The 19,589-nt window shown below is 41.9% G+C and carries 21 protein-coding genes; all 21 read left to right on the top strand.

Features of this window, described 5'->3' with window-relative positions; translation table 11 throughout:
- Nucleotides 1-20 precede the first annotated feature (20 nt).
- The 21 genes from fliE to PSM_RS10930 all read left to right on the top strand — a co-directional run bounded on the left by fliE (nucleotide 21) and on the right by PSM_RS10930 (nucleotide 19,580).
- On the top strand, nucleotides 21-353 hold the full coding sequence (gene fliE, locus PSM_RS11030) for a flagellar hook-basal body complex protein FliE (RefSeq protein ID WP_016899229.1): 333 nt from the start codon (nucleotides 21-23) through the stop codon (nucleotides 351-353).
- Between the two features lie 20 nt (nucleotides 354-373).
- Complete coding sequence (fliF, locus tag PSM_RS11025) at nucleotides 374-2,089, top strand: flagellar basal-body MS-ring/collar protein FliF (protein ID WP_008112179.1); 1,716 nt, start codon at nucleotides 374-376, stop codon at nucleotides 2,087-2,089.
- Nucleotides 2,082-3,122 carry a flagellar motor switch protein FliG gene (gene fliG / locus PSM_RS11020; RefSeq protein WP_013465559.1) on the top strand — a complete coding sequence of 347 codons (1,041 nt, stop codon included), beginning with the start codon at nucleotides 2,082-2,084 and terminating at the stop codon, nucleotides 3,120-3,122. The genes fliF and fliG overlap by 8 nt, the downstream gene beginning before the upstream one ends.
- A 3-nt stretch (nucleotides 3,123-3,125) precedes the next feature.
- Nucleotides 3,126-3,929: a flagellar assembly protein FliH gene (gene fliH / locus PSM_RS11015; protein ID WP_013465558.1), complete on the top strand. Its 804-nt coding sequence runs from the start codon at nucleotides 3,126-3,128 to the stop codon at nucleotides 3,927-3,929.
- Between the two features lie 18 nt (nucleotides 3,930-3,947).
- Nucleotides 3,948-5,282 carry a flagellar protein export ATPase FliI gene (gene fliI, locus PSM_RS11010; RefSeq protein ID WP_008112184.1) on the top strand — a complete coding sequence of 445 codons (1,335 nt, stop codon included), beginning with the start codon at nucleotides 3,948-3,950 and terminating at the stop codon, nucleotides 5,280-5,282.
- Entirely contained in the window at nucleotides 5,282-5,728 is a 447-nt protein-coding gene (gene fliJ, locus PSM_RS11005) for a flagellar export protein FliJ (protein ID WP_013465557.1), read from the top strand. The genes fliI and fliJ overlap by 1 nt, the downstream gene beginning before the upstream one ends.
- Nucleotides 5,729-5,815: 87 nt before the next feature.
- Nucleotides 5,816-7,627 (top strand): flagellar hook-length control protein FliK, encoded by a 1,812-nt coding sequence (locus tag PSM_RS11000; protein ID WP_013465556.1) that lies wholly within the window; start codon nucleotides 5,816-5,818, stop codon nucleotides 7,625-7,627.
- A gap of 57 nt (nucleotides 7,628-7,684) precedes the next feature.
- A complete protein-coding gene (gene fliL / locus PSM_RS10995; protein ID WP_013465555.1) occupies nucleotides 7,685-8,212 on the top strand; it encodes a flagellar basal body-associated protein FliL in 528 nt (175 codons plus the stop codon).
- Between the two features lie 9 nt (nucleotides 8,213-8,221).
- A complete protein-coding gene (fliM, locus tag PSM_RS10990) occupies nucleotides 8,222-9,313 on the top strand; it encodes a flagellar motor switch protein FliM (protein WP_010387912.1) in 1,092 nt (363 codons plus the stop codon).
- A 20-nt stretch (nucleotides 9,314-9,333) separates the two neighbouring features.
- Nucleotides 9,334-9,732 carry a flagellar motor switch protein FliN gene (gene fliN / locus PSM_RS10985; RefSeq protein WP_013465554.1) on the top strand — a complete coding sequence of 133 codons (399 nt, stop codon included), beginning with the start codon at nucleotides 9,334-9,336 and terminating at the stop codon, nucleotides 9,730-9,732.
- Nucleotides 9,729-10,112, top strand: a complete 384-nt coding sequence (gene fliO, locus PSM_RS10980; protein ID WP_013465553.1) for a flagellar biosynthetic protein FliO — start codon at nucleotides 9,729-9,731, stop codon at nucleotides 10,110-10,112. The genes fliN and fliO overlap by 4 nt, the downstream gene beginning before the upstream one ends.
- 4 nt (nucleotides 10,113-10,116) lie before the next feature.
- Nucleotides 10,117-10,857 (top strand): flagellar type III secretion system pore protein FliP, encoded by a 741-nt coding sequence (fliP, locus tag PSM_RS10975; RefSeq protein ID WP_013465552.1) that lies wholly within the window; start codon nucleotides 10,117-10,119, stop codon nucleotides 10,855-10,857.
- A 41-nt stretch (nucleotides 10,858-10,898) separates the two neighbouring features.
- Nucleotides 10,899-11,168: a flagellar biosynthetic protein FliQ gene (locus PSM_RS10970; protein ID WP_010387922.1), complete on the top strand. Its 270-nt coding sequence runs from the start codon at nucleotides 10,899-10,901 to the stop codon at nucleotides 11,166-11,168.
- Between the two features lie 2 nt (nucleotides 11,169-11,170).
- Nucleotides 11,171-11,950, top strand: a complete 780-nt coding sequence (gene fliR, locus PSM_RS10965; RefSeq protein ID WP_013465551.1) for a flagellar biosynthetic protein FliR — start codon at nucleotides 11,171-11,173, stop codon at nucleotides 11,948-11,950.
- Between the two features lie 9 nt (nucleotides 11,951-11,959).
- On the top strand, nucleotides 11,960-13,090 hold the full coding sequence (flhB, locus tag PSM_RS10960) for a flagellar biosynthesis protein FlhB (RefSeq protein WP_013465550.1): 1,131 nt from the start codon (nucleotides 11,960-11,962) through the stop codon (nucleotides 13,088-13,090).
- Nucleotides 13,091-13,161: 71 nt separating this feature from the next.
- Nucleotides 13,162-15,270, top strand: coding sequence for a flagellar biosynthesis protein FlhA (gene flhA, locus PSM_RS10955; protein WP_008112204.1), 2,109 nt, complete (start codon nucleotides 13,162-13,164; stop codon nucleotides 15,268-15,270).
- Nucleotides 15,271-15,291: 21 nt separating this feature from the next.
- On the top strand, nucleotides 15,292-16,782 hold the full coding sequence (gene flhF / locus PSM_RS10950) for a flagellar biosynthesis protein FlhF (RefSeq protein WP_013465549.1): 1,491 nt from the start codon (nucleotides 15,292-15,294) through the stop codon (nucleotides 16,780-16,782).
- A complete protein-coding gene (locus PSM_RS10945) occupies nucleotides 16,775-17,635 on the top strand; it encodes a MinD/ParA family ATP-binding protein (protein ID WP_010387928.1) in 861 nt (286 codons plus the stop codon). Before flhF ends, PSM_RS10945 begins: the two co-directional genes overlap by 8 nt.
- Nucleotides 17,636-17,661: 26 nt before the next feature.
- On the top strand, nucleotides 17,662-18,372 hold the full coding sequence (locus PSM_RS10940) for an RNA polymerase sigma factor FliA (RefSeq protein WP_008112209.1): 711 nt from the start codon (nucleotides 17,662-17,664) through the stop codon (nucleotides 18,370-18,372).
- Between the two features lie 40 nt (nucleotides 18,373-18,412).
- Nucleotides 18,413-18,796 (top strand): chemotaxis response regulator CheY, encoded by a 384-nt coding sequence (gene cheY, locus PSM_RS10935; RefSeq protein WP_008112210.1) that lies wholly within the window; start codon nucleotides 18,413-18,415, stop codon nucleotides 18,794-18,796.
- A 16-nt stretch (nucleotides 18,797-18,812) separates the two neighbouring features.
- Entirely contained in the window at nucleotides 18,813-19,580 is a 768-nt protein-coding gene (locus PSM_RS10930) for a protein phosphatase CheZ (protein ID WP_010387932.1), read from the top strand.
- The last annotated feature ends 9 nt before the right edge of the window (nucleotides 19,581-19,589 follow it).

Genomic DNA, 19,589 nt, shown 5'->3' with positions numbered 1-19,589 from the left:
CTGCATTATCAGAGACAATTATGAAAATTCAAAACAGTGCTTTATTTCAAGAAATGCAATCAATGGCTGCGGAGGCCACACGTAGTAATCAAGTTAATAACTTGCCAACGCAAGTGCAATCAACCTCTACAGCACAGTTTGGTGACATGTTGAGTAATGCCCTTAATACAGTGCATGAACTTCAGCAAGACACAGGGCAAAAAGTAAAAGCGGTAGAGAATGGCGACAGAAGCGTATCGCTTGCCGAGGCTATGATTGCTTCGCAAAAGTCTTCTGTGGCATTTGAAGCTACGGTACAGGTTCGTAATAAGCTTGTTGAGTCTTATAAAGAAATTATGAACATGCCTGTTTAACTAGGTAGTGGAGAATTATTGTGGCGCAATCTAATCAATCTACAGATCTGGCACTTGCTGATGGCATGATGGAGCAAAGTGAAAACGAAGATCAACAAGAGCAAAAATCAGGCTATTTCAGTGCCCTTGGCGGTGTTGATGTTTTACGTCAAATTACCCTGATTGTTGCATTAGCTATTTGTTTAGCCATTGCTATTTTCGTTATTATTTGGGCTCGTCAGCCAGATATGCGCCCTTTAGGTAAAATGCAAACTGAAGAGTTAATAGAAACACTCGACTTTTTAGATGCACAAAAAATTGACTACCAACTTGATGGCAATGTGGTCTCGGTGGATGAAACTGAATATCAAAATATCAAGTTATTGATGACCCGTGAAGGTTTAGATCAAGGGCCTACATCAGGTAGCGACATTATTATGCAAGACATGGGGTTTGGGGTAAGCCAACGTTTAGAGCGTGAGCGCCTTAAACATGGCCGTGAGCAACAACTTGCCCGTACTATAGAAGAGCTAAATAATGTTACTCGCGCCAAAGTATTGTTAGCGATTCCCAAAGAAAATGTGTTTGCCCGTAGAGAGAAAAAACCCTCTGCAACTGTTGTACTTACTCTTAAACGCGGTCGCTCTTTAGATGGCGAAGAAGTTGACTCGGTTGTTGATATGATAGCTTCAGCGGTACAAGGGCTTGAGCCTTCGCGCGTTACTGTGACCGATCAAAATGGTCGTTTATTAAATTCAGGCTCGCAAACCTCTTTAGCTGCACGCTCGCGTAAAGAATACGATATAGAACGTAAACGTGAGCAAGAATACCTAGAAAAAATCGACAGTATTTTGATCCCCGTGGTTGGATTAGGTAATTACACCGCACAAGTAGATTTAAGTATGGACTTTAGTGCGGTAGAAGAAACACAAAAACGTTACAACCCAGATTTACCTGCGGTAAGAAGTGAAACGACCTTTGAAGAAAATAATATTGGTGGCCTAGCGGTTGGTATTCCAGGCGCGCTTACTAATCAGCCACCAGTTAACTCAACTATTCCTGAAGATGCGATGGCGGGCGGTGCAGGCACTGCAACCTCACCGAGTAGAACTCACAAAGAAGCCACTCGTAACTATGAACTCGATACCACTATTTCACATAAGCGTCAGCAAACTGGAGTGATCCGCAGAATAAGCGTCTCTGTTGCGGTTGATTACCTGCCTACGGTGGGTGAAAATGGTGAAACAACTATGACGCCACGCTCGGTTGAAGCCCTGTCAAATATTCGTCGCTTGTTACAAGGTGGCGTAGGCTTTGATATGCAACGTGGCGATGCACTTGAAGTAGTGACCGTACCATTTGTTCGTGAAGACTCAGCGCTTGATTTCGAGTTACCTTTATGGGAACAAGATTGGTTTATGAAAATGATGCGCTTAGTATTAGGTGCACTGGTTATTATTGTACTGATTTTAGCTGTCGTTAAACCTATGCTTAAACGCTTAATCTACCCAGATAATACACTTGAAGAATACGATGAAGATTCTCTTAGTTCAGGTGTTGATCTTGGTGACAGCACATTAGATATGCTAAATAATGACTTTGATTCTGCTTCTGTTGGCTTCTCAAGCGATGGTACACTACGCTTACCAGACCTACACGGCGACGAAGACTTACTCAAAGCGGTTCGTGCCCTTGTAGCCAATGAACCAGAACTATCATCACAAGTAGTGAAAGCGTGGTTAACAGAAGATGACTGATCAAGAACAAAAACAACTACCTCAAGCGTTTGATGTTGATAAACTTGATGGTGTAGATAAAGCGGCAATATTATTGCTGAGCTTAACTGAAGAAGATGCAGCGCAAATCCTCAAGCACTTAGAGCCAAAACAAGTGCAAAAGGTCGGTATGGCCATGGCGGCAATCGATGATTTGTCGCAAGCTAAAATTAGCGCGGTTCATAATTTGTTTATTGAACAAATTCAAAGCTTTAGTACGATTGGTTTTCAGTCTGAAGACTTCATCAAAAAAGCACTTACAGCCGCATTAGGTGAAGATAAAGCCGCCAGCTTGATAGACCAAATAGTGATGGGCTCAGGCGCTAAAGGTCTTGATTCATTAAAATGGATGGACTCTAAACAGGTGGCTAACATTATTCGTAATGAGCATCCACAAATTCAAACAATTGTTCTCTCTTACCTAGAGCCTGAACAGTCGGCTGAAATTTTAGCGCAATTTCCTGAAAAAGTGCGCCTCGATTTAACCATGCGTATTGCTAATTTAGAAGAAGTACAACCGGCAGCATTACAAGAATTGAATGAAATTATGGAAAAACAATTTGCCGGTCAAGCGGGTGCACAAGCTGCGAAAATGGGTGGCTTAAAAGCTGCGGCAGATATCATGAACTACCTCGATACCAATGTTGAAGGGCAGTTAATGGATTCAATCCGTGAGCATGACGAAGAAATGTCGCAACAAATTCAAGACTTAATGTTTGTCTTCGAAAACTTAATGGATGTAGACGACAGAGGCATTCAAGCAATCCTGCGTGAAGTGCCGCAAGATGTATTAATGAAAGCCATTAAAGGGACCGACGATGCCCTTAAAGAGAAAATTTTGGGTAACATGTCAAAACGTGCCGCTGAAATGCTCGCTGATGATTTAGAAGCTATGGCTCCTGTGCGCATTAGTGAAGTAGAAGCGGCGCAAAAAGAAATTTTATCAACAGCACGTCGCCTTTCTGATTCAGGTGAAATTATGCTTGGTGGTGGCGGTGGTGAGGAGTTCTTATAACCTATGAGTCACTCTAAAGGTCGCCCATTACATGCAGATGAAGCTGATGAGTTATTAAAAAATTGGCCAATTCCTGATGTTGCTCCCGATGAGCGAAGCTTTCGCAATCGCTCTACGGCTTATGGCACACCCTTAGCCGAGCTATACCGTAAAGAAATAGCAAAAGAACAAGTAGAAGAACCGGAAGAACCAGAGCTGCCTTCATTAACTATGGTAGAGCTGGAGCGTATTCGCCAAGATGCCTACGAAGAAGGCCTTAAACAAGGGCACGAACAAGGCTATATAGATGGCTTTGACAAAGGCGTAACCGAGGGTAAAGAGGCGGGTTACAAAGAAGGTGTAGAGCTGGGTAAAACACAAGGCCAAGAAGACGTTAAACCATTAATTGATGAGCAGTTGACCAGCCTGCGTGGCTTACTAGATAGTTTAAGCGACCCGCTTAAAAAAGTGGACGAACAAGCAGAAAAACAGCTGGTACAGCTAGCCACTATGCTCAGTGAAGCGATTATTTATCAAGAAGTAAAAACATCACCTGATATTATTTTACATACTTTGAAAAAAAGCATTGATGCACTTAATGCAGAACAAGAAAAAGTTCGAATTCATCTTCATCCAGATGACTTATCGCTGATAAAAACCAGTTATGGCGAACAAGCTATTGAAGATAATCATTGGCAATTAATTGCAGAACCCACTCTAGAGCGGGGCGGTTGTGAAGTTAAAACAACGTTATCATCTTTAGATATGACCTTGAAAACCCGTGTCAAAGAAACGTTGGATAGCTTTTTGCATAACAGTGGTATCTAACTTTTTTATTGGCGTGTTATGTCTGTGAGCGATACTTCATTAAGCGAACGCTTATCTCAATACCAACGGCATATTAAAATTCCAGCGCCTGCAGTCGCGGGAGTTTTAACGCGTGTGGTTGGTTTAACACTGGAAGCCAAAGGTTTGCGCGCTCCGGTAGGCAGCCAATGTAAAATTGAAACAATGAACGGCTTTGTTGACGCTGAAATTGTTGGATTTAACGATCAAACTTTGTATTTAATGCCTAACGACCACATTTCAGGCGTACTTCCTGGTGCGCGAGTTATCCCCCAAGTTAATGACACAGGTTTGCCTGTTGGCATGAGCTTACTTGGTCGAGTGGTAGACGGCTTAGGCAGACCTTTAGATGGCTTAGGTAAAATTAATGCAGAACATACACTCAAATTTGCTCAAAATGCAATAAACCCTCTTGCAAGACGCCCCATTAGTAAGCCTATGGATGTGGGGGTACGTGCTATTAACTCGGTGATTACTGTCGGCCAAGGCCAGCGCATGGGCTTATTTGCAGGCTCTGGTGTGGGTAAATCAGTATTATTAGGCATGATGACCCGAGGCAGTGAAGCCGATGTGATTGTAGTGGGTTTAGTCGGTGAGCGTGGTCGAGAAGTAAAAGAATTTATTGAAGAAATACTGGGTGTTGAAGGGCGTAAACGTTCAGTTGTTGTTGCAGCCCCCGCTGATGCCTCACCATTAATGCGATTAAAAGGCTGCGAAAGTGCGGTAACCATTGCAGAGTATTTTCGAGATCAAGGTTTAAACGTATTGTTATTACTCGACTCGGTGACGCGTTATGCTATGGCACAGCGTGAAATCGCGCTGGCTGTAGGTGAGCCCCCTGCAACAAAAGGCTACCCACCTTCAGTATTTGCTAAATTACCTGCGCTGGTGGAAAGAGCGGGTAATGGCGGGGAAGGGCAAGGCTCTATTACTGCCTTTTTTACCGTACTGAGTGAAGGCGATGACATGCAAGACCCGATTGCTGATGCTGCACGTGCCATACTTGACGGACATATTGTTTTATCACGTGATTTAGCCGACAGCGGCCATTATCCTGCCATTGACATAGAAAAATCGATTTCACGGGTTATGCCACAAGTGGTGTCTGAGTCGCACATGCAACAAGCTCGTGTGCTTAAGCAAGTGTATTCAATGTATCAACAGAACAAAGACATGATCACCTTGGGCGCTTATCAAAAAGGCAGTGATCAAATGCTCGATCAGGCGATAAACATGATGCCAAGAGTGAACGCATTTTTACAACAAGGGATGCGTGATGTGATTAGTTATGATGACGGCCTTCAAGGGCTAGCGCAATTATTAGGACAAGCATAATGGCTAAAAATAAACTGCATTTGTTGCTCAGGCTCGAAAACGAAAAAGAAGAAACGTTACGCATGAGCTACTTGCAAGCTAATCAAAATTTGCAATTAAATCAGCAAAAGCTGCAAGGCTTAAATGACTTTCGACTTGAATACACGCAGCAACTTCATATTAAGGGGCTGTCGGGTTTATCAAGTGCCGGATTTAGTCAGTATCATGCATTTATTGCTAAAATTGAAGAAGCGATCCGTCAACAAGCAAGCATTGTTAATACCGCAAAGCAGGTGGTTAGCCAGCGTAAAACTTTGTGGTTAAAGCAACAAGTAAAAGCGAAAGCGGTTGCTAAGTTAATTGAAAAACAACAGATAAAAGCGGATATATTGGTCGCTAAGAATGAGCAAAAAATGCTCGACGAGTTTTCCTCTAATCAGTTTTATCAAAGGCATAAAGCACTATAAGGTAGGCATGCTAATTGCTTAGATTCTACAAGAGCAATGATTTTTAGGATTGTGCGGTGGGCTGTTGCCGCTTTTATTAGGTGATTTATGGCGATAAATGATATTTCAATGTTAGCGGTATCTGAGCAAGACTCATACTTAGTTAAAAAAGACAGTGATAAAGCAAAGTTAGACAGCAGTAATGATGCGGGCTTTTTTGATCAATTAGCACTTGCTAACCAAGCCTCTGAAACACATAGTGCGCAAGCCAAAGTGCCACAAAAACAACAATCAGATGAACAAGTCGACCTAAAAGAGCAAACCAGCGAAGAAAAGCCTTTGAGCGGTGAAGATATGCTGGCGCAAATTAATGCGGCACAAGTCATCGATACCTCAGTAAAAAATAACCCCCATGGTGGTGCGCAGTTAATAGACAAAGACGCTGTTAAAATAAACGCTAAGCCTGAAGATAAGCTGGCACCTATTGTTATTAATTTACCAAGTGATGAAATTGTTGATGATACGGCCATTGTGCAGTCACAAAAGACTGTAGGTTCTGAATCAGCAAGCAAAACTGCAGCTGAGTCTTCACAGCTTGACACGAAACCTTTAGCTACAGCTGCCCCAACCGGACAGTATGAGGCTGTTACAAATGAACTCGCGGCTGCTAAACCATCGGATAAGCCGACCGAGACTATGAACATTAAAGCATCGCTAGATGCTTCCGTTTTGGCGCTGTTATCAAAAGATGATAATGCCATTAAAGCAGATAAATTATTGGCAAATTTAACACCTGCTCAGCAAGGTGAATTAGCCACTGAGCTTAATGCGATGAGCAAGCCAATTAATAAAGATAACCTAGCGGATTTAAAGCAATTACTCAGTAAGTATGTGAGTGAAAGTGAGAAGCCGCAAACTCCTCAACAGGCCATTAATACGCAAATAAGCGCGTTAACTACTCCAGAAAAACAGGCTTTACTCAATCAGTTACAGGGGTATATTAAAAATGAGTCTTTACCAACGAAAGAACTTGCCTCGTTAAAAGGGGTAATTAGTGATTTAGAGACAGCCATTAACGCGGACAGCTTGTTTAGCGCCAAAGATAAGCCGCTATTTTCAAATAATGCTTTGGCGGGAGCAATAGCGCCAAAAGCACAGGCTGGTACTGAATCAGCTAATGTAAAACCTGAGCTAAAATTAGAGAGTTCAAAATCGGTAGCTGATAACCCTGAAGAGCTTGCCAAACAGTTAGACGCGCTACAAAAAGAGAGCATGCGCGGCACTAATGCTGAGCAAATGCCACCGCGTGCAGCACAAATTTTCTCTCAGATCATTAATTTATTTGATAAACAGTCGCTTAATACACTCGCTAAATACGATACTTTAGGGTACGAACAAGCTATTATTGAAGCGCAAAGCTTGCAAGCAGGGCAGTTACAAAGTACTGCACAAGCTAAACAAGTAAGCATTGATCCTGCCACGTTACAGGCATTAAACATTATTAAAAGTGATGCGGCAAAAATGCTACAAGAGCGGGTTAGCTCAATGTTAAGTATTAATAATAAAGAAGCTGAAATTCGCCTAGATCCGCCAGAAATGGGCAGCATGCAAATTCGTATTAGAAGTGATGCTGAGCAAGCACAAATCAACTTTGTAGTGCAAAACCAGCAAGCCAAAGAAGCGCTGGAGCAGTCGTTACCTAGGCTTAGAGAAATGCTGATGCAGCAAGGTTTAGAACTAGGTGAAAGCAGTATTTCTTACGGTGATTCCTCAGGTGAGCAAGCACAGCAACAAGAAGGTGATGCACAAGGGCAAATGGCCAATAATCGCTCTACAGATGAGACAAATAGTGAGCAACCAGATAAGCAAATACAGGGTTCTGGACAACAAACGTCATCATCAATAGATTACTATGCCTAAGTCCTGCTATTATAATAGTTAAAACAAGCAAATACCTTTGCAAATAAAGGAAATACAATGGCTGAAGATACTAATTTAGAAATAGAAGAAGTAAGTAAAAGTAAAAGCAAACTCATAATAATTATTGCCGCTGTATTACTTATTGTTGGCGCTGTGGCAGGGTACTTTTTATTATCAGGTGGTGATGAGCCAGTAGAAACCCTTGCTGATGATGCTGCCAATGGTGAGGTAGCTGCTGCGCCAACAAGTTCTTCGGCAACGGTTGGCAGTGCTTTATATGTTGCTATGCCTAGACCGTTTATTTTTAATGTGCCAGGGGCTAGTCGCGATAGAATTGTACAAATTAAAGTACAATTATTAGTGCGCGGCGATGGTAATGAAGAAACGGCTAAAAAACACATTCCACTGATTGAAGGCACACTCCTGAGTGTATTTTCCATGACAACGGCTGATGAACTTAGCACCAGTGTAGGCAAAGAAACACTGCGTTTTACTGCACTTGATAAAGTACAGGCCGCTATGATGGATGTTGAAGGGAACAAAGTAATTGAGCGGGTACTATTTACCGGCTTTGTGATGCAATAAGGGGCCAGTGTGAGCGATTTATTATCCCAAGACGAAATTGATGCACTATTACATGGTGTCGATGAAGTCGAAGAGGAAGATATACACGACGGTGAAGATGGTGAGGGAAGTACACTACAGTACGACTTTTCTTCGCAAGATCGCATCGTGCGTGGTCGCATGCCGACACTTGAAATTGTTAACGAGCGATTTGCCCGTCACATGCGAATTAGCTTATTTAACATGATGCGCCGCACCGCTGAGGTGTCAATTAACGGCGTGCAAATGATCAAGTTCGGTGAGTACATACATACCTTGTTTGTACCAACGAGTTTGAATATGGTGCGTTTTCGCCCACTAAAAGGCACCGGCCTTATTACCATGGAAGCACGCTTAGTATTTATACTGGTAGACAACTTCTTTGGTGGCGATGGCCGTTATCATGCCAAAATTGAAGGACGTGAATTTACCCCAACAGAACGCCGAATCGTGCAAATGCTGCTAAAAATAATCTTTGAAGATTACAAAGAAGCATGGGCACCGGTGATGGATGTGTCGTTCGAGTACCTCGATTCTGAGGTAAACCCTGCGATGGCTAATATTGTTAGCCCAACCGAAGTAGTGGTTATCAGCTCTTTTCATATTGAGCTGGATGGTGGCGGGGGAGACTTTCATATTGCGCTACCTTATTCAATGCTCGAACCTATCAGAGAGCTATTGGATGCGGGTGTTCAGTCTGATACTGAAGATACCGATTTACGTTGGAGTAAGGCGCTTCGTGACGAAATAATGGACGTAGAAGTCGATTTATCGACCCAGCTACTTGAAGTTGATTTAAGCTTAAAACAAATAATGGAGCTCAAAGCTGGGGATATAATTCCAGTTGAAATGCCTGAGCATATTACCGTATTTGTGGAAGAACTCCCTACATTTAGAGCTAAAATGGGTCGTTCACGCGATAACGTTGCGCTACAAATTAGTGAAAAAATTAAACGCCCTGATTCAGTTAAATCTGAGCTGCATGTCTTTACCAAAGGCGGCAAAAAAATTGATTCAGATGCAGAATTAGCAGAACTAGAAGATGATTTACACCTTTCAAACGGTGTAGACTTAGACTGGTAATTGATTAAAAGGTTAAAAGTATGAGCGATGATCAAGATACAATGGACGAATGGGCAGCAGCACTTGCTGAAGCTGAAGGCACTGACGATAGTCCTGAGGTCAAAGTAACCGAGCTTGATGAGCTTGATGATTCAAAGCATGAACTCAGCGGTGAAGAAAAACGTAAACTCGATACTATTTTAGACATTCCCGTTACTATTTCTATGGAAGTAGGGCGTTCTAAAATTAATATTCGTAATTTATTACAACTTAACCAAGGTTCGGTCGTTGAGCTTGACAGGGTTGCCGGCGAACCGCTCGATGTTTTAGTTAATGGTACTTTGATTGCGCATGGCGAAGTGGTTGTGGTGAACGATAAGTTCGGTATTCGTTTAACGGATGTAATTAGCCAGGTTGAACGGATCAAAAAGTTACGATGATAGCACTAGTCAGTTTAAGCAATTCGGTGTTTGCAGCAACAGATGCTGCAACACCGACCACAGATATCGTATCCATGGTGTTATCTTTGGGTATGGTTGTGGTGTTAATTTTAGTGTTGGCTTTTTTTGTAAAAAAGCTCAATCCAAATTTAACCAATAACGATGAGTTTAAAGTGATCCGCAGTCTTCCGTTGGGATCACGTGAGCGCTTAATGGTGGTTGAAATAGATAATGCACAGCACCTATTAGGGGTTACTCCACACAGTATTAATTATCTACACAAGTTAGAAACCCCCCTAACAGAAAAAGAGTTACCAGAATTAGCGAAGCGGTTTGGCAAAATGTTGAATCCGCAACTTAATCAAAATAAAAAGAACTAATATTATGACTAAATGGCTGCTTTTCCTATTTGCCATGGTGTTCGTCCCAGGGGTCAATGCCGAGGGGATTGACGCGCTGACGATCACCACTAATGCCGATGGCACCCAAGACTACTCAGTGACGCTACAAGTGTTGGCGATCATGACGGCTATGAGCTTTATTCCAGCCGCCATTATCATGATGACCTCTTTCACTCGAATTATTGTTGTTTTAGCTATTTTGCGCCAAGCCATTGGTTTGCAGCAAACGCCTTCGAATCAAGTATTACTAGGTATGTCGCTGTTTTTAAGTATTTTTATTATGGCGCCAATTTATGAGCAAATAAATGAGCGAGCTATCGAACCGTATTTAAGTGAACAAGTAACGTCACTTGAAGCACTTGATTTAGCCAAAGAGCCAATGAAAGCGTTTATGCTCTCACAGGTACGTATAAAAGATTTAGAAACCTTTGCTAAAATAGCAGGTTACGATCAGCTTGACTCGCCTGAAGCAACGCCAATGGTTGTGCTTATTCCTGCGTTTGTGACCAGTGAGTTACAAACCGCTTTTATTATTGGTTTTATGTTTTTTATTCCCTTTTTGATTGTCGATTTGGTGGTTGCATCGGTATTGATGGCCATGGGTATGATGATGTTATCGCCCATGATTGTGTCGCTACCGTTTAAAATTATGTTGTTTGTATTGGTTGATGGGTGGAGCTTGGTGATGGGTACACTCGCTAAAAGCTTTGGCTTGGGCACGTAGTTGTGCACTCTTCATTGAACCAACCACACTAGGAGTCGTCCATGGAACCTGAAGTATTTGTTGATATTTTAAGTGGAGCCCTATTTTTAGTGATTAAGCTGGTGTCTGCCATTGTGGTACCTGGCTTAATTATTGGGTTGGTTGTGGCTGTGTTTCAGGCAGCAACCTCAATTAACGAACAAACACTGAGTTTTTTACCGCGTTTATTAATCACCATCAGTGCTCTGATTGTGGGAGGACATTGGTTTACTCAAGAGCTAATGGACTTTTTTAATCGCTTAGTGCTGCTTATCCCCGAAATTGCAGGTTAACAATGGAATTTCCATTTTCCGTTGTCATTCAATGGTTAAGTGATTTTTTACTGCCCTTAGTGCGCATCAGCTCTATGATCATGATCATGGCGGGTATTGGCGCAAAAAACGTACCTGCTCGAATAAAAATGGGCTTGGCTGTTGTGGTCACCTTCTTAGTTGTTCCTGTTCTTCCTGCTGCTACATTTACTAATCTATTTTCTTTTGAAATGATTTTAGTGGTACTCCAACAAATGTTGATTGGTGTCGCAATTGGTTTTGCGTCCACACTATTACTCAATACGTTTGTGTTAGCCGGTCAAATTCTTGCTATGCAAACCGGTTTAGGTTTTGCATCTGTTGTTGACCCCTCTAATGGGATGAGTGTGCCTGCAGTGGGGCAATTTTATCTAATATTAGCTACCTTATTATTTTTTGTGTTTAATGGTCATTTAATGATGATTCAAATGGTAGTGCACAGTTTTGAAGTACTCCCGATTGATGGCAATTGGTGGGCGGTTGATCATTACTGGGACATAGTGACATGGGGTGGTTGGATGTTTACCACTGCATTAGTACTGTCATTAGCACCATTAACCGCCATGCTGGTTATTAATATGGCATTTGGTATTATGACCCGTGCTGCACCGCAGTTAAATATTTTCTCGATAGGCTTCCCGTTTACCTTAGTGGCAGGGCTCGTTATTATTTGGGCAACGCTCGGTAACTTTGTCACTCAGTTTGAGTTCCAATGGCTAAAAATGGTTGAGCTGATGTGTACTCTAGTTGGTTGTTCCCCTTAGGAGAGCGTAATGGCTGAAGATTCCGGACAAGAAAAAACCGAAGAACCCACCCCCAAAAAAGTTGATGATGCTAAAAAGAAAGGCCAAATAGCGCGTTCTAAAGAGTTAGGTACCATGTTTGTGCTTATTTTTTCTGCTATTTCCTTATTAATGTATGGGCCTGAAATTGGCAAAGGCTTGTACCGCATTATGGGAAGAATGCTGAGTCTTAACCGCAATGAAACCTACGACACCACCAAAATGTTTGCCGTATGGGGAGAGGTGGCCGACGTACTGTTATTTCCTATGTCGATGTTTGTACTCATTATTGTATTGGCTGCATTTATCGGTAATACCATGCTTGGCGGCTTTAATTTTAGTTGGCAAGCAGCTGCGCCCAAGGCCAGTAAAATGTCGCCAATGAAAGGCTTTACCCGCATGTTTGGTCCACAAGCGGCTATAGAATTGCTTAAGTCATTATTAAAGTTTGGCTTAGTAGCCGCATTTGCTATTTTTTTAATTAATACGTTTTTTGATGAAATCTTACATTTAAGTATAGAAAGTGCGCCTGGCAATATTGTTCATGCTTTGGAAATTTTAGCGTGGATGTTTTTAGGCATGTCTTGCACCTTAATTATTATTGCTGCTATTGACGCCCCATTTCAAAGCTATAGTCATAACAAACAGCTTAAAATGACTATGCAAGAGGTAAAAGACGAATATAAAAACTCAGAAGGTGATCCGCAGATTAAAGCGCGCATAAGGCAAACCCAACGTCAAATGTCGCAAAAGAGAATGATGCAGGATGTGCCAGACGCCGATGTTATTGTTACCAACCCTACTCACTATTCCGTAGCTTTAAAATACGATACAGAGCGAGCAGGCGCGCCTATTGTATTAGCCAAAGGTGTGGATGAGCTCGCCATGCAAATTCGTAAAATTGCATTGGGTAATGAAGTGCCTATTGTTGAGTCTCCAACTTTAACCCGAGCGCTTTATCATACTGCAGAAGTGGGTGAGCAAATCCCCGATCAGCTCTTTACTGCGGTTGCTCAAGTGCTTGCTTATGTGTTTCAGCTTAAACGGTTTAAAAAAGGCCGTGGAAAACGCCCTGTTGCCCTTAATAAAAAGCTGCCTATCCCCGATGAATTTAAGTATTAACTGCTAACCAACTAACTTGGAATAGTTATTGCAATTTCAGCGTAGTGTCAATTTTTTGAAATTGTAGAGTTATGGAATTTAAAGCGGTATTACAACAACTTAATAAAGATAAAAAAGAATATGCGAAGGGCGTTGGTACACCGCTTTTGGTGTTGGCTGCGCTGGGCATGGTTATTTTACCGCTGCCTCCATTCCTGCTTGATATATTATTTTCGTTTAATATCGCGCTTGCGTTAGTTGTATTACTGGTCACTGTATACACCATGAAGCCGCTTGAGTTTGGTATGTTCCCAGCGGTGCTGTTAATTGCAACCATAATGCGCTTGGCACTCAATGTGGCCAGTACCCGGGTGGTACTGCTTGAGGGTCATAACGGTGGGGATGCTGCTGGTAAAGTCATTGAAGCATTTGGTTCAGTGGTAATCGGTGGTAACTACGCCGTGGGCTTGGTGGTGTTTTTAATTCTGATCATCATTAACTTTGTGGTAATCACCAAAGGTGCTGGTCGTATTTCAGAAGTATCAGCGCGTTTTACTCTAGATGCTATGCCAGGTAAGCAAATGGCCATAGATGCAGATATGAATGCCGGTTTTATCAGTGCCGAGCAGGCCAGAGAACGTCGTGAGGAAGTAACCCGTGAAGCTGACTTTTATGGTTCTATGGATGGTGCTAGTAAATTTGTAAAAGGCGATGCTATTGCTGGCATAGTCATTTTAGTAATCAATATTGTGGGTGGCTTATTTGTTGGCATGATCCAACATGATTTAAGTTTTTCACGCGCTATGGAAGTGTACACACTATTGACCATTGGTGATGGCTTAGTCGCGCAATTACCTTCATTACTACTTTCAATTGGTACTGCAATTGTTGTAACCCGTCAAAATGAATCGCACAACATGGGCGATCAGTTTAAGAAGCAATTAGGTAACGAAAAGTCGTTATTTATTGCCTCAGGTATCCTTATTACTATGGGCTTAGTCCCAGGTATGCCACACCTTGCATTTTTAAGCTTAGGGGCGCTTTTAGGTTACCTTGCATACTATACTCAGCAAAATAAACTGAAATTAGCCGCTGCAGAAGCAGAAGAAGCCGAAAATGCCGCCTCAGGTACCGGAATTGCGGCTAAACAAGAGCAAAAAGAACTGGGTTGGGATGATGTTCAACAAGTTGATGTTATTGGTTTAGAAGTCGGTTACCGACTCATTCCTCTCGTTGACCAATCACAAGGTGGCGAGCTGTTAAACCGTATTAAAGGAGTGCGTAAAAAACTATCTCAAGAGCTGGGCTTTTTAGTGCCGCCGGTGCATATACGCGATAATCTAGAACTCGACCCAAATGCATACCGCATAACCATGATGGGTGTATCAAGTGGTGAGGGTGAGCTTAAACATGGTGATGAATTAGCGATTAACCCAGGCCAAGTATTTGGCCCGCTAAAAGGAATTGAAACTAAAGATCCTGCGTTTGGTTTAGATGCAGTTTGGATAAAACCTGATCAAAAAGATGAAGCACAGTCTTTAGGTTACACGGTGGTTGATTCGGCGACCGTGGTGGCAACCCATATTAGCCAGTTACTCACCAATAGCGCCGCATTATTACTCGGACATGAAGAAGTACAAAACTTATTAGATATGTTAGGTAAGAGTCACCCTCGCTTAGTTGAAGGACTTGTACCTGAGGTATTACCGCTGACCACCATCGTTAAAGTACTACAAAATTTATTAAATGAAGGGGTAGCAATACGAGATATGCGCTCAATTGTTCAAACCCTTGTTGAGTATGGCCCTCGTAGCCAAGACCCCGATGTATTAACGGCTGCAGTGCGAATATCACTGCGTAGATTAATCGTCCAAGATGCCGTTGGTATGTCTTCTGAAATCCCTGTCATAACCTTGGCGCCCGAGTTGGAACAGATGTTGCATCAGTCACTTCAAAATGCAGGTGATGAAGGTGCCGGAATAGAACCAGGGCTTGCTGATAGACTTCAAACATCATTGAATGAAGCGCATCAAAATCAAGAAATGGCCGGTGAACCTTCAATATTGCTAACGTCAGGAATGTTACGCACTGTGTTATCTCGATTTGTTAAATACACCATTCCAGGATTGCGAGTGATGTCTTATCAAGAGATACCAGATGAAAGACAGATCAAGATTGTCAGCTCTGTAGGCCAACAATAAGATTTTAAAGGGGTTTGAATTATGAAAATTAAACGTTTTTTTGCTAAAGACATGCGCACTGCACTAAAAGAAGTAAAAGAAGAGTTGGGTGTTGATGCGGTTATTATGTCAAATAAAAAACTAGCTAATGGCGTTGAAATTGTTGCTGCAGTTGATTACGACAAAGCAGCGACAAAACCGCCAGAGCAGCCTCAAAGCCAACCCGCTGCAAGAGCTTCATTTGCACATACTGAGCAAAGTTCACATAATTTTGTTAAACCAGAACCGCAACGCGCTCAACCTAAGCCACAAGCAAAGGTTGCAGATAGCTTACAAGCCTTACTAGAGCGTCAGTCTCCACGTCCTCGTTCAGCAGAGCTTGCTTCAATGTTTTCACACTCTGGCATTGACACTTCTGGTCACTATCAAGAACAAGAGCCTGTGCAATCACGACCTAAAAATATGTTTGAACGTGAACAAAGCGCGCCAGTGCGCCCTCGCACCCAAGCCGATAGCTTAGGTTTTGACGATTTAGACAGTGGCTTTGACGATTTAGATTCACCTAGCGCACCGCGTCAGCAAACAATGCATAAAGAATCCAGTGACATCAGCACAATGCGTGAAGAAATGAACGCAATTCGTCAACTATTAGAGCACCAAGTATCAGGTTTAATGCAGCAAGATATGGCACGTCGCGACCCGACCCGTGCATGTATGATTGACCGCTTAGTCGGTATGGGGATAGAGAAAAATGTTGCTGAGCAAATGGCATGTTTTGTACCAGACGATGTGTCTCGCCAACAAGGCTGGAAAGCTTTATTGAACATGGTTGAAGATCAAATGCAAACTACGAACAACGAAATACTTCGCCAAGGCGGTGTTTTTGCGTTAGTCGGGCCTACAGGCGTGGGTAAAACCACCACAGTTGCAAAACTGGCAGCATTGGGTGCACAAAAATACGGTGCCGATAAAGTAGCGCTTATTACTACCGATACTTACCGTATTGGTGCTTATGAGCAGCTAGCAACGTATGGTCGTATTATAGGTTGTGGCGTTAAACAAGTTAAAGATGCAAATGAATTAGCAGAAGTTTTATACCATTTACGAAATAAACGTCTAGTCTTAATTGATACAGCGGGAATGAGTCAACGTGATTTACGCTTAACCGAGCAGTTAAACACCTTAATGCGTAATCAGCGTGTTGATATACGTAGTTATTTAGTATTAAGTGCGACGGCGCAAATTAATGTATTACAAGAAACAGTAAGGCACTTTAAAAAAGTACAGCTAAGCGGATGTATTTTTACTAAACTTGATGAGTCATTGAGTTTAGGTGAGATTATTAGTATTGCGATTCAAAATCGTCTCCCAATAGGGTATCTTACTAACGGTCAGCGAGTACCAGAAGATATTAGAGTGGCAAATGCCGAAAAACTAGTAAAAAAAGCTGAGCAATTGTATTTAAAAAGAATAAAAGCACAACAATCACGACACCAATCAGTGGCGTCGAGCACAGTAGAGATGTATGATTAACACAGTTTTAGATCAAGCAAGCGGCCTTCGCAAAATGAGCAAGAATAATAATAACGGCGTAAAAGTTATCGCTGTCACCGGCGGCAAAGGTGGAGTGGGTAAAACGAACGTATCCCTTAACACGGCAATCGCGTTAGGCCAACAAGGCAAACGTGTGCTTGTACTAGATGCTGATTTAGGATTAGCGAATTGTGATGTGATGCTTGGACTGCGCGTTGAGCGTAATTTATCTCATGTTTTATCGGGCGAATGTGAACTTGATGATATTTTAGTCGAAGGTCCCGCAGGCATAAAAATAGTGCCTGCAACATCGGGTTCGCAAAGTATGGTTGAGTTATCACCCTCAGAGCACGCTGGACTTATTCGTGCATTTAGTGAACTTAACACCGACTTTGATATTTTAATTGTTGATACCGCTGCGGGTATTTCCGATATGGTGCTGAGTTTTTCTCGCGCAGCGCAAGATGTGGTTGTGGTGGTATGTGATGAGCCTACATCAATTACCGATGCCTATGCTTTAATTAAAGTACTTAGCCGTGAGCACGGCGTTTATAAATTTAAAATTGTTGCCAATATGGTGCGTAGTTTACGCGAAGGGCAGGAATTGTTTGCAAAACTTTCAAAGGTTACCGACCGATTTTTAGATATATCAATGGAGTTGGTTGCAACGGTTCCATATGATGAAAATATGCGCAAATCAACGCGCCGCCAAAAAGTAATTGTTGAGGTTTTTCCTGGGTCGCCTGCTGCAATTGCTTTTAAAACACTGGCTACAAAAATTGCTAAGTGGCCAACACCTAGTCAAGCCTCGGGTCATTTAGAGTTTTTCATTGAGAAACTAGTTAGTAACTAACAATGACAATACCGGTGAATAGAGCTATGGGATATCAGTCAACACAAAATTTAAATATGATTGTTGAAAAGCATGCCTCATTAGTCAAAAAAGTGGCGTGCCATTTAATTGCTCGTTTACCGGCCAGTGTGCAGCTAGATGATTTAATTCAATCGGGTATGATTGGTTTAATTGAAGCTTCAAAAAACTTTGATGCGAGCAAAGGCGCAAGCTTTGAAACCTTTGCCGGTATTCGTATTCGTGGTGCGATGATAGACGAAATGCGCCGAGGCGATTGGGTTCCACGTTCAGTTCACAGAAAAAGCCGTTTGGTTGCAGAGACTATTGTTGCGCTTGAGAACAGTTTAAACCGTGAACCTAAAGATAGTGAAGTTGCTGAAAAACTTGAAATTTCGCTAAATGAGTACCATCATATTTTAAACGATGTAAATGTAAGCAAAGTGTTAGGTATTGAAGACCTTGGTATAGATGACGATGTGATTACACCTCATGGCCAAGATTTAGCACTAGACAAACCGTTCAATAATGTTAAAAATGAACGGTTTAATGAGTCTTTACTCAGTGCAATAAAGTCGTTACCGGAAAAAGATGCAATGGTGCTTTCTTTGTACTATAACGATGAGATGAATTTAAAAGAAATTGGGCATATACTCGATGTAAGTGAATCGCGTGTAAGTCAGATACATGGTCAGGCGATGATTAAGCTTAAAGCAAAAATCAATGACTGGATAAACTAGAAGTAAGTAAATAAAGGTTCAGGCCTCACTGGAGGATGTTTTGGATAAAAACATTAAAATTCTTGTTGTTGATGATTTCTCAACAATGAGACGTATTATTAAAAACCTGTTGCGCGATTTAGGTTTTACCAATGTTCAAGAAGCAGATGACGGGTCAACTGCTTTGCCTATGTTGCAAAATCAAGCGTTTGATTTTGTTGTAACAGATTGGAATATGCCAGGCATGCAAGGTATTGATCTTTTGAGGGCAATTCGAGCTGATGAAAAATTAAAGCATATTCCTGTTTTAATGGTTACAGCAGAAGCTAAAAAAGAACAAATAATTGCTGCGGCCCAAGCAGGTGTTAATGGTTATATTGTTAAACCATTTACTGCAGGTACATTGAAAACTAAATTAGAAAAAGTGTTCGAACGCTTAGGTTAATGAGAGGGAGAGGCTTATGTCAGCACCTGCTGCGCCTCAGATTACTTTAGAACAAGCTCGCCAGTTAGTTGTTTTTTTAGAAAATGGTGAGCAAGATAAAGCGAATCAGTTAATTTTAGAAACAGCTTCACAAGAGCAATCACAGTTATTTGCTGAGGTGGGTAAGTTGACGCGTCAACTGCACGAAGCTTTAAAAAGTTTCGAGTTAGACACGCGTTTAACAGACATTACCACTGATGCCATCCCTGACGCAAAAAAACGCCTTAACTATGTCATGGAAATGACAGAAAACGCAGCCAATAAGACAATGGATGCGGTTGAAGCAAGCTTACCATTAGCACAAGAAATCGCTGACGAAATAGCTGATATCAAGCCAACGTGGGATCGTTTAATGAACCGCGAAATAGAGCTTGGTGAGTTTAAATCACTTTGTCATAGTATTGATAAGTTTATGAGCAGTTCTCATCACAAAACCGATGAGTTACAAATGCTGATGACTAATGTGCTGATGGCTCAAGACTATCAAGATTTAACCGGTCAGGTTATTCGCCGTGTTATTGAACTTGTCCGTGAAGTTGAAGAAAGTTTAATTCACCTGTTGACTGCATTTGCAGCGCAAGGTGGTGAGGTTGAACCAACTGAACAACCAGAAAAAATAGAAGATCCCATTGTTGCACAAACACTAGCAGGTCCCGAAGGGCCTATTATTGATAAAGAAACGCGTAATGATGTTGTATCTGATCAAGATGAAGTTGATGATCTATTATCAAGTTTGGGCTTCTAATAGGAGAGT

The sequence above is a fragment of the Pseudoalteromonas sp. SM9913 genome, assembly GCF_000184065.1.
Lineage (GTDB): Bacteria > Pseudomonadota > Gammaproteobacteria > Enterobacterales > Alteromonadaceae > Pseudoalteromonas > Pseudoalteromonas tetraodonis.
This window is presented reverse-complemented; position numbering and strand designations above follow the sequence as displayed.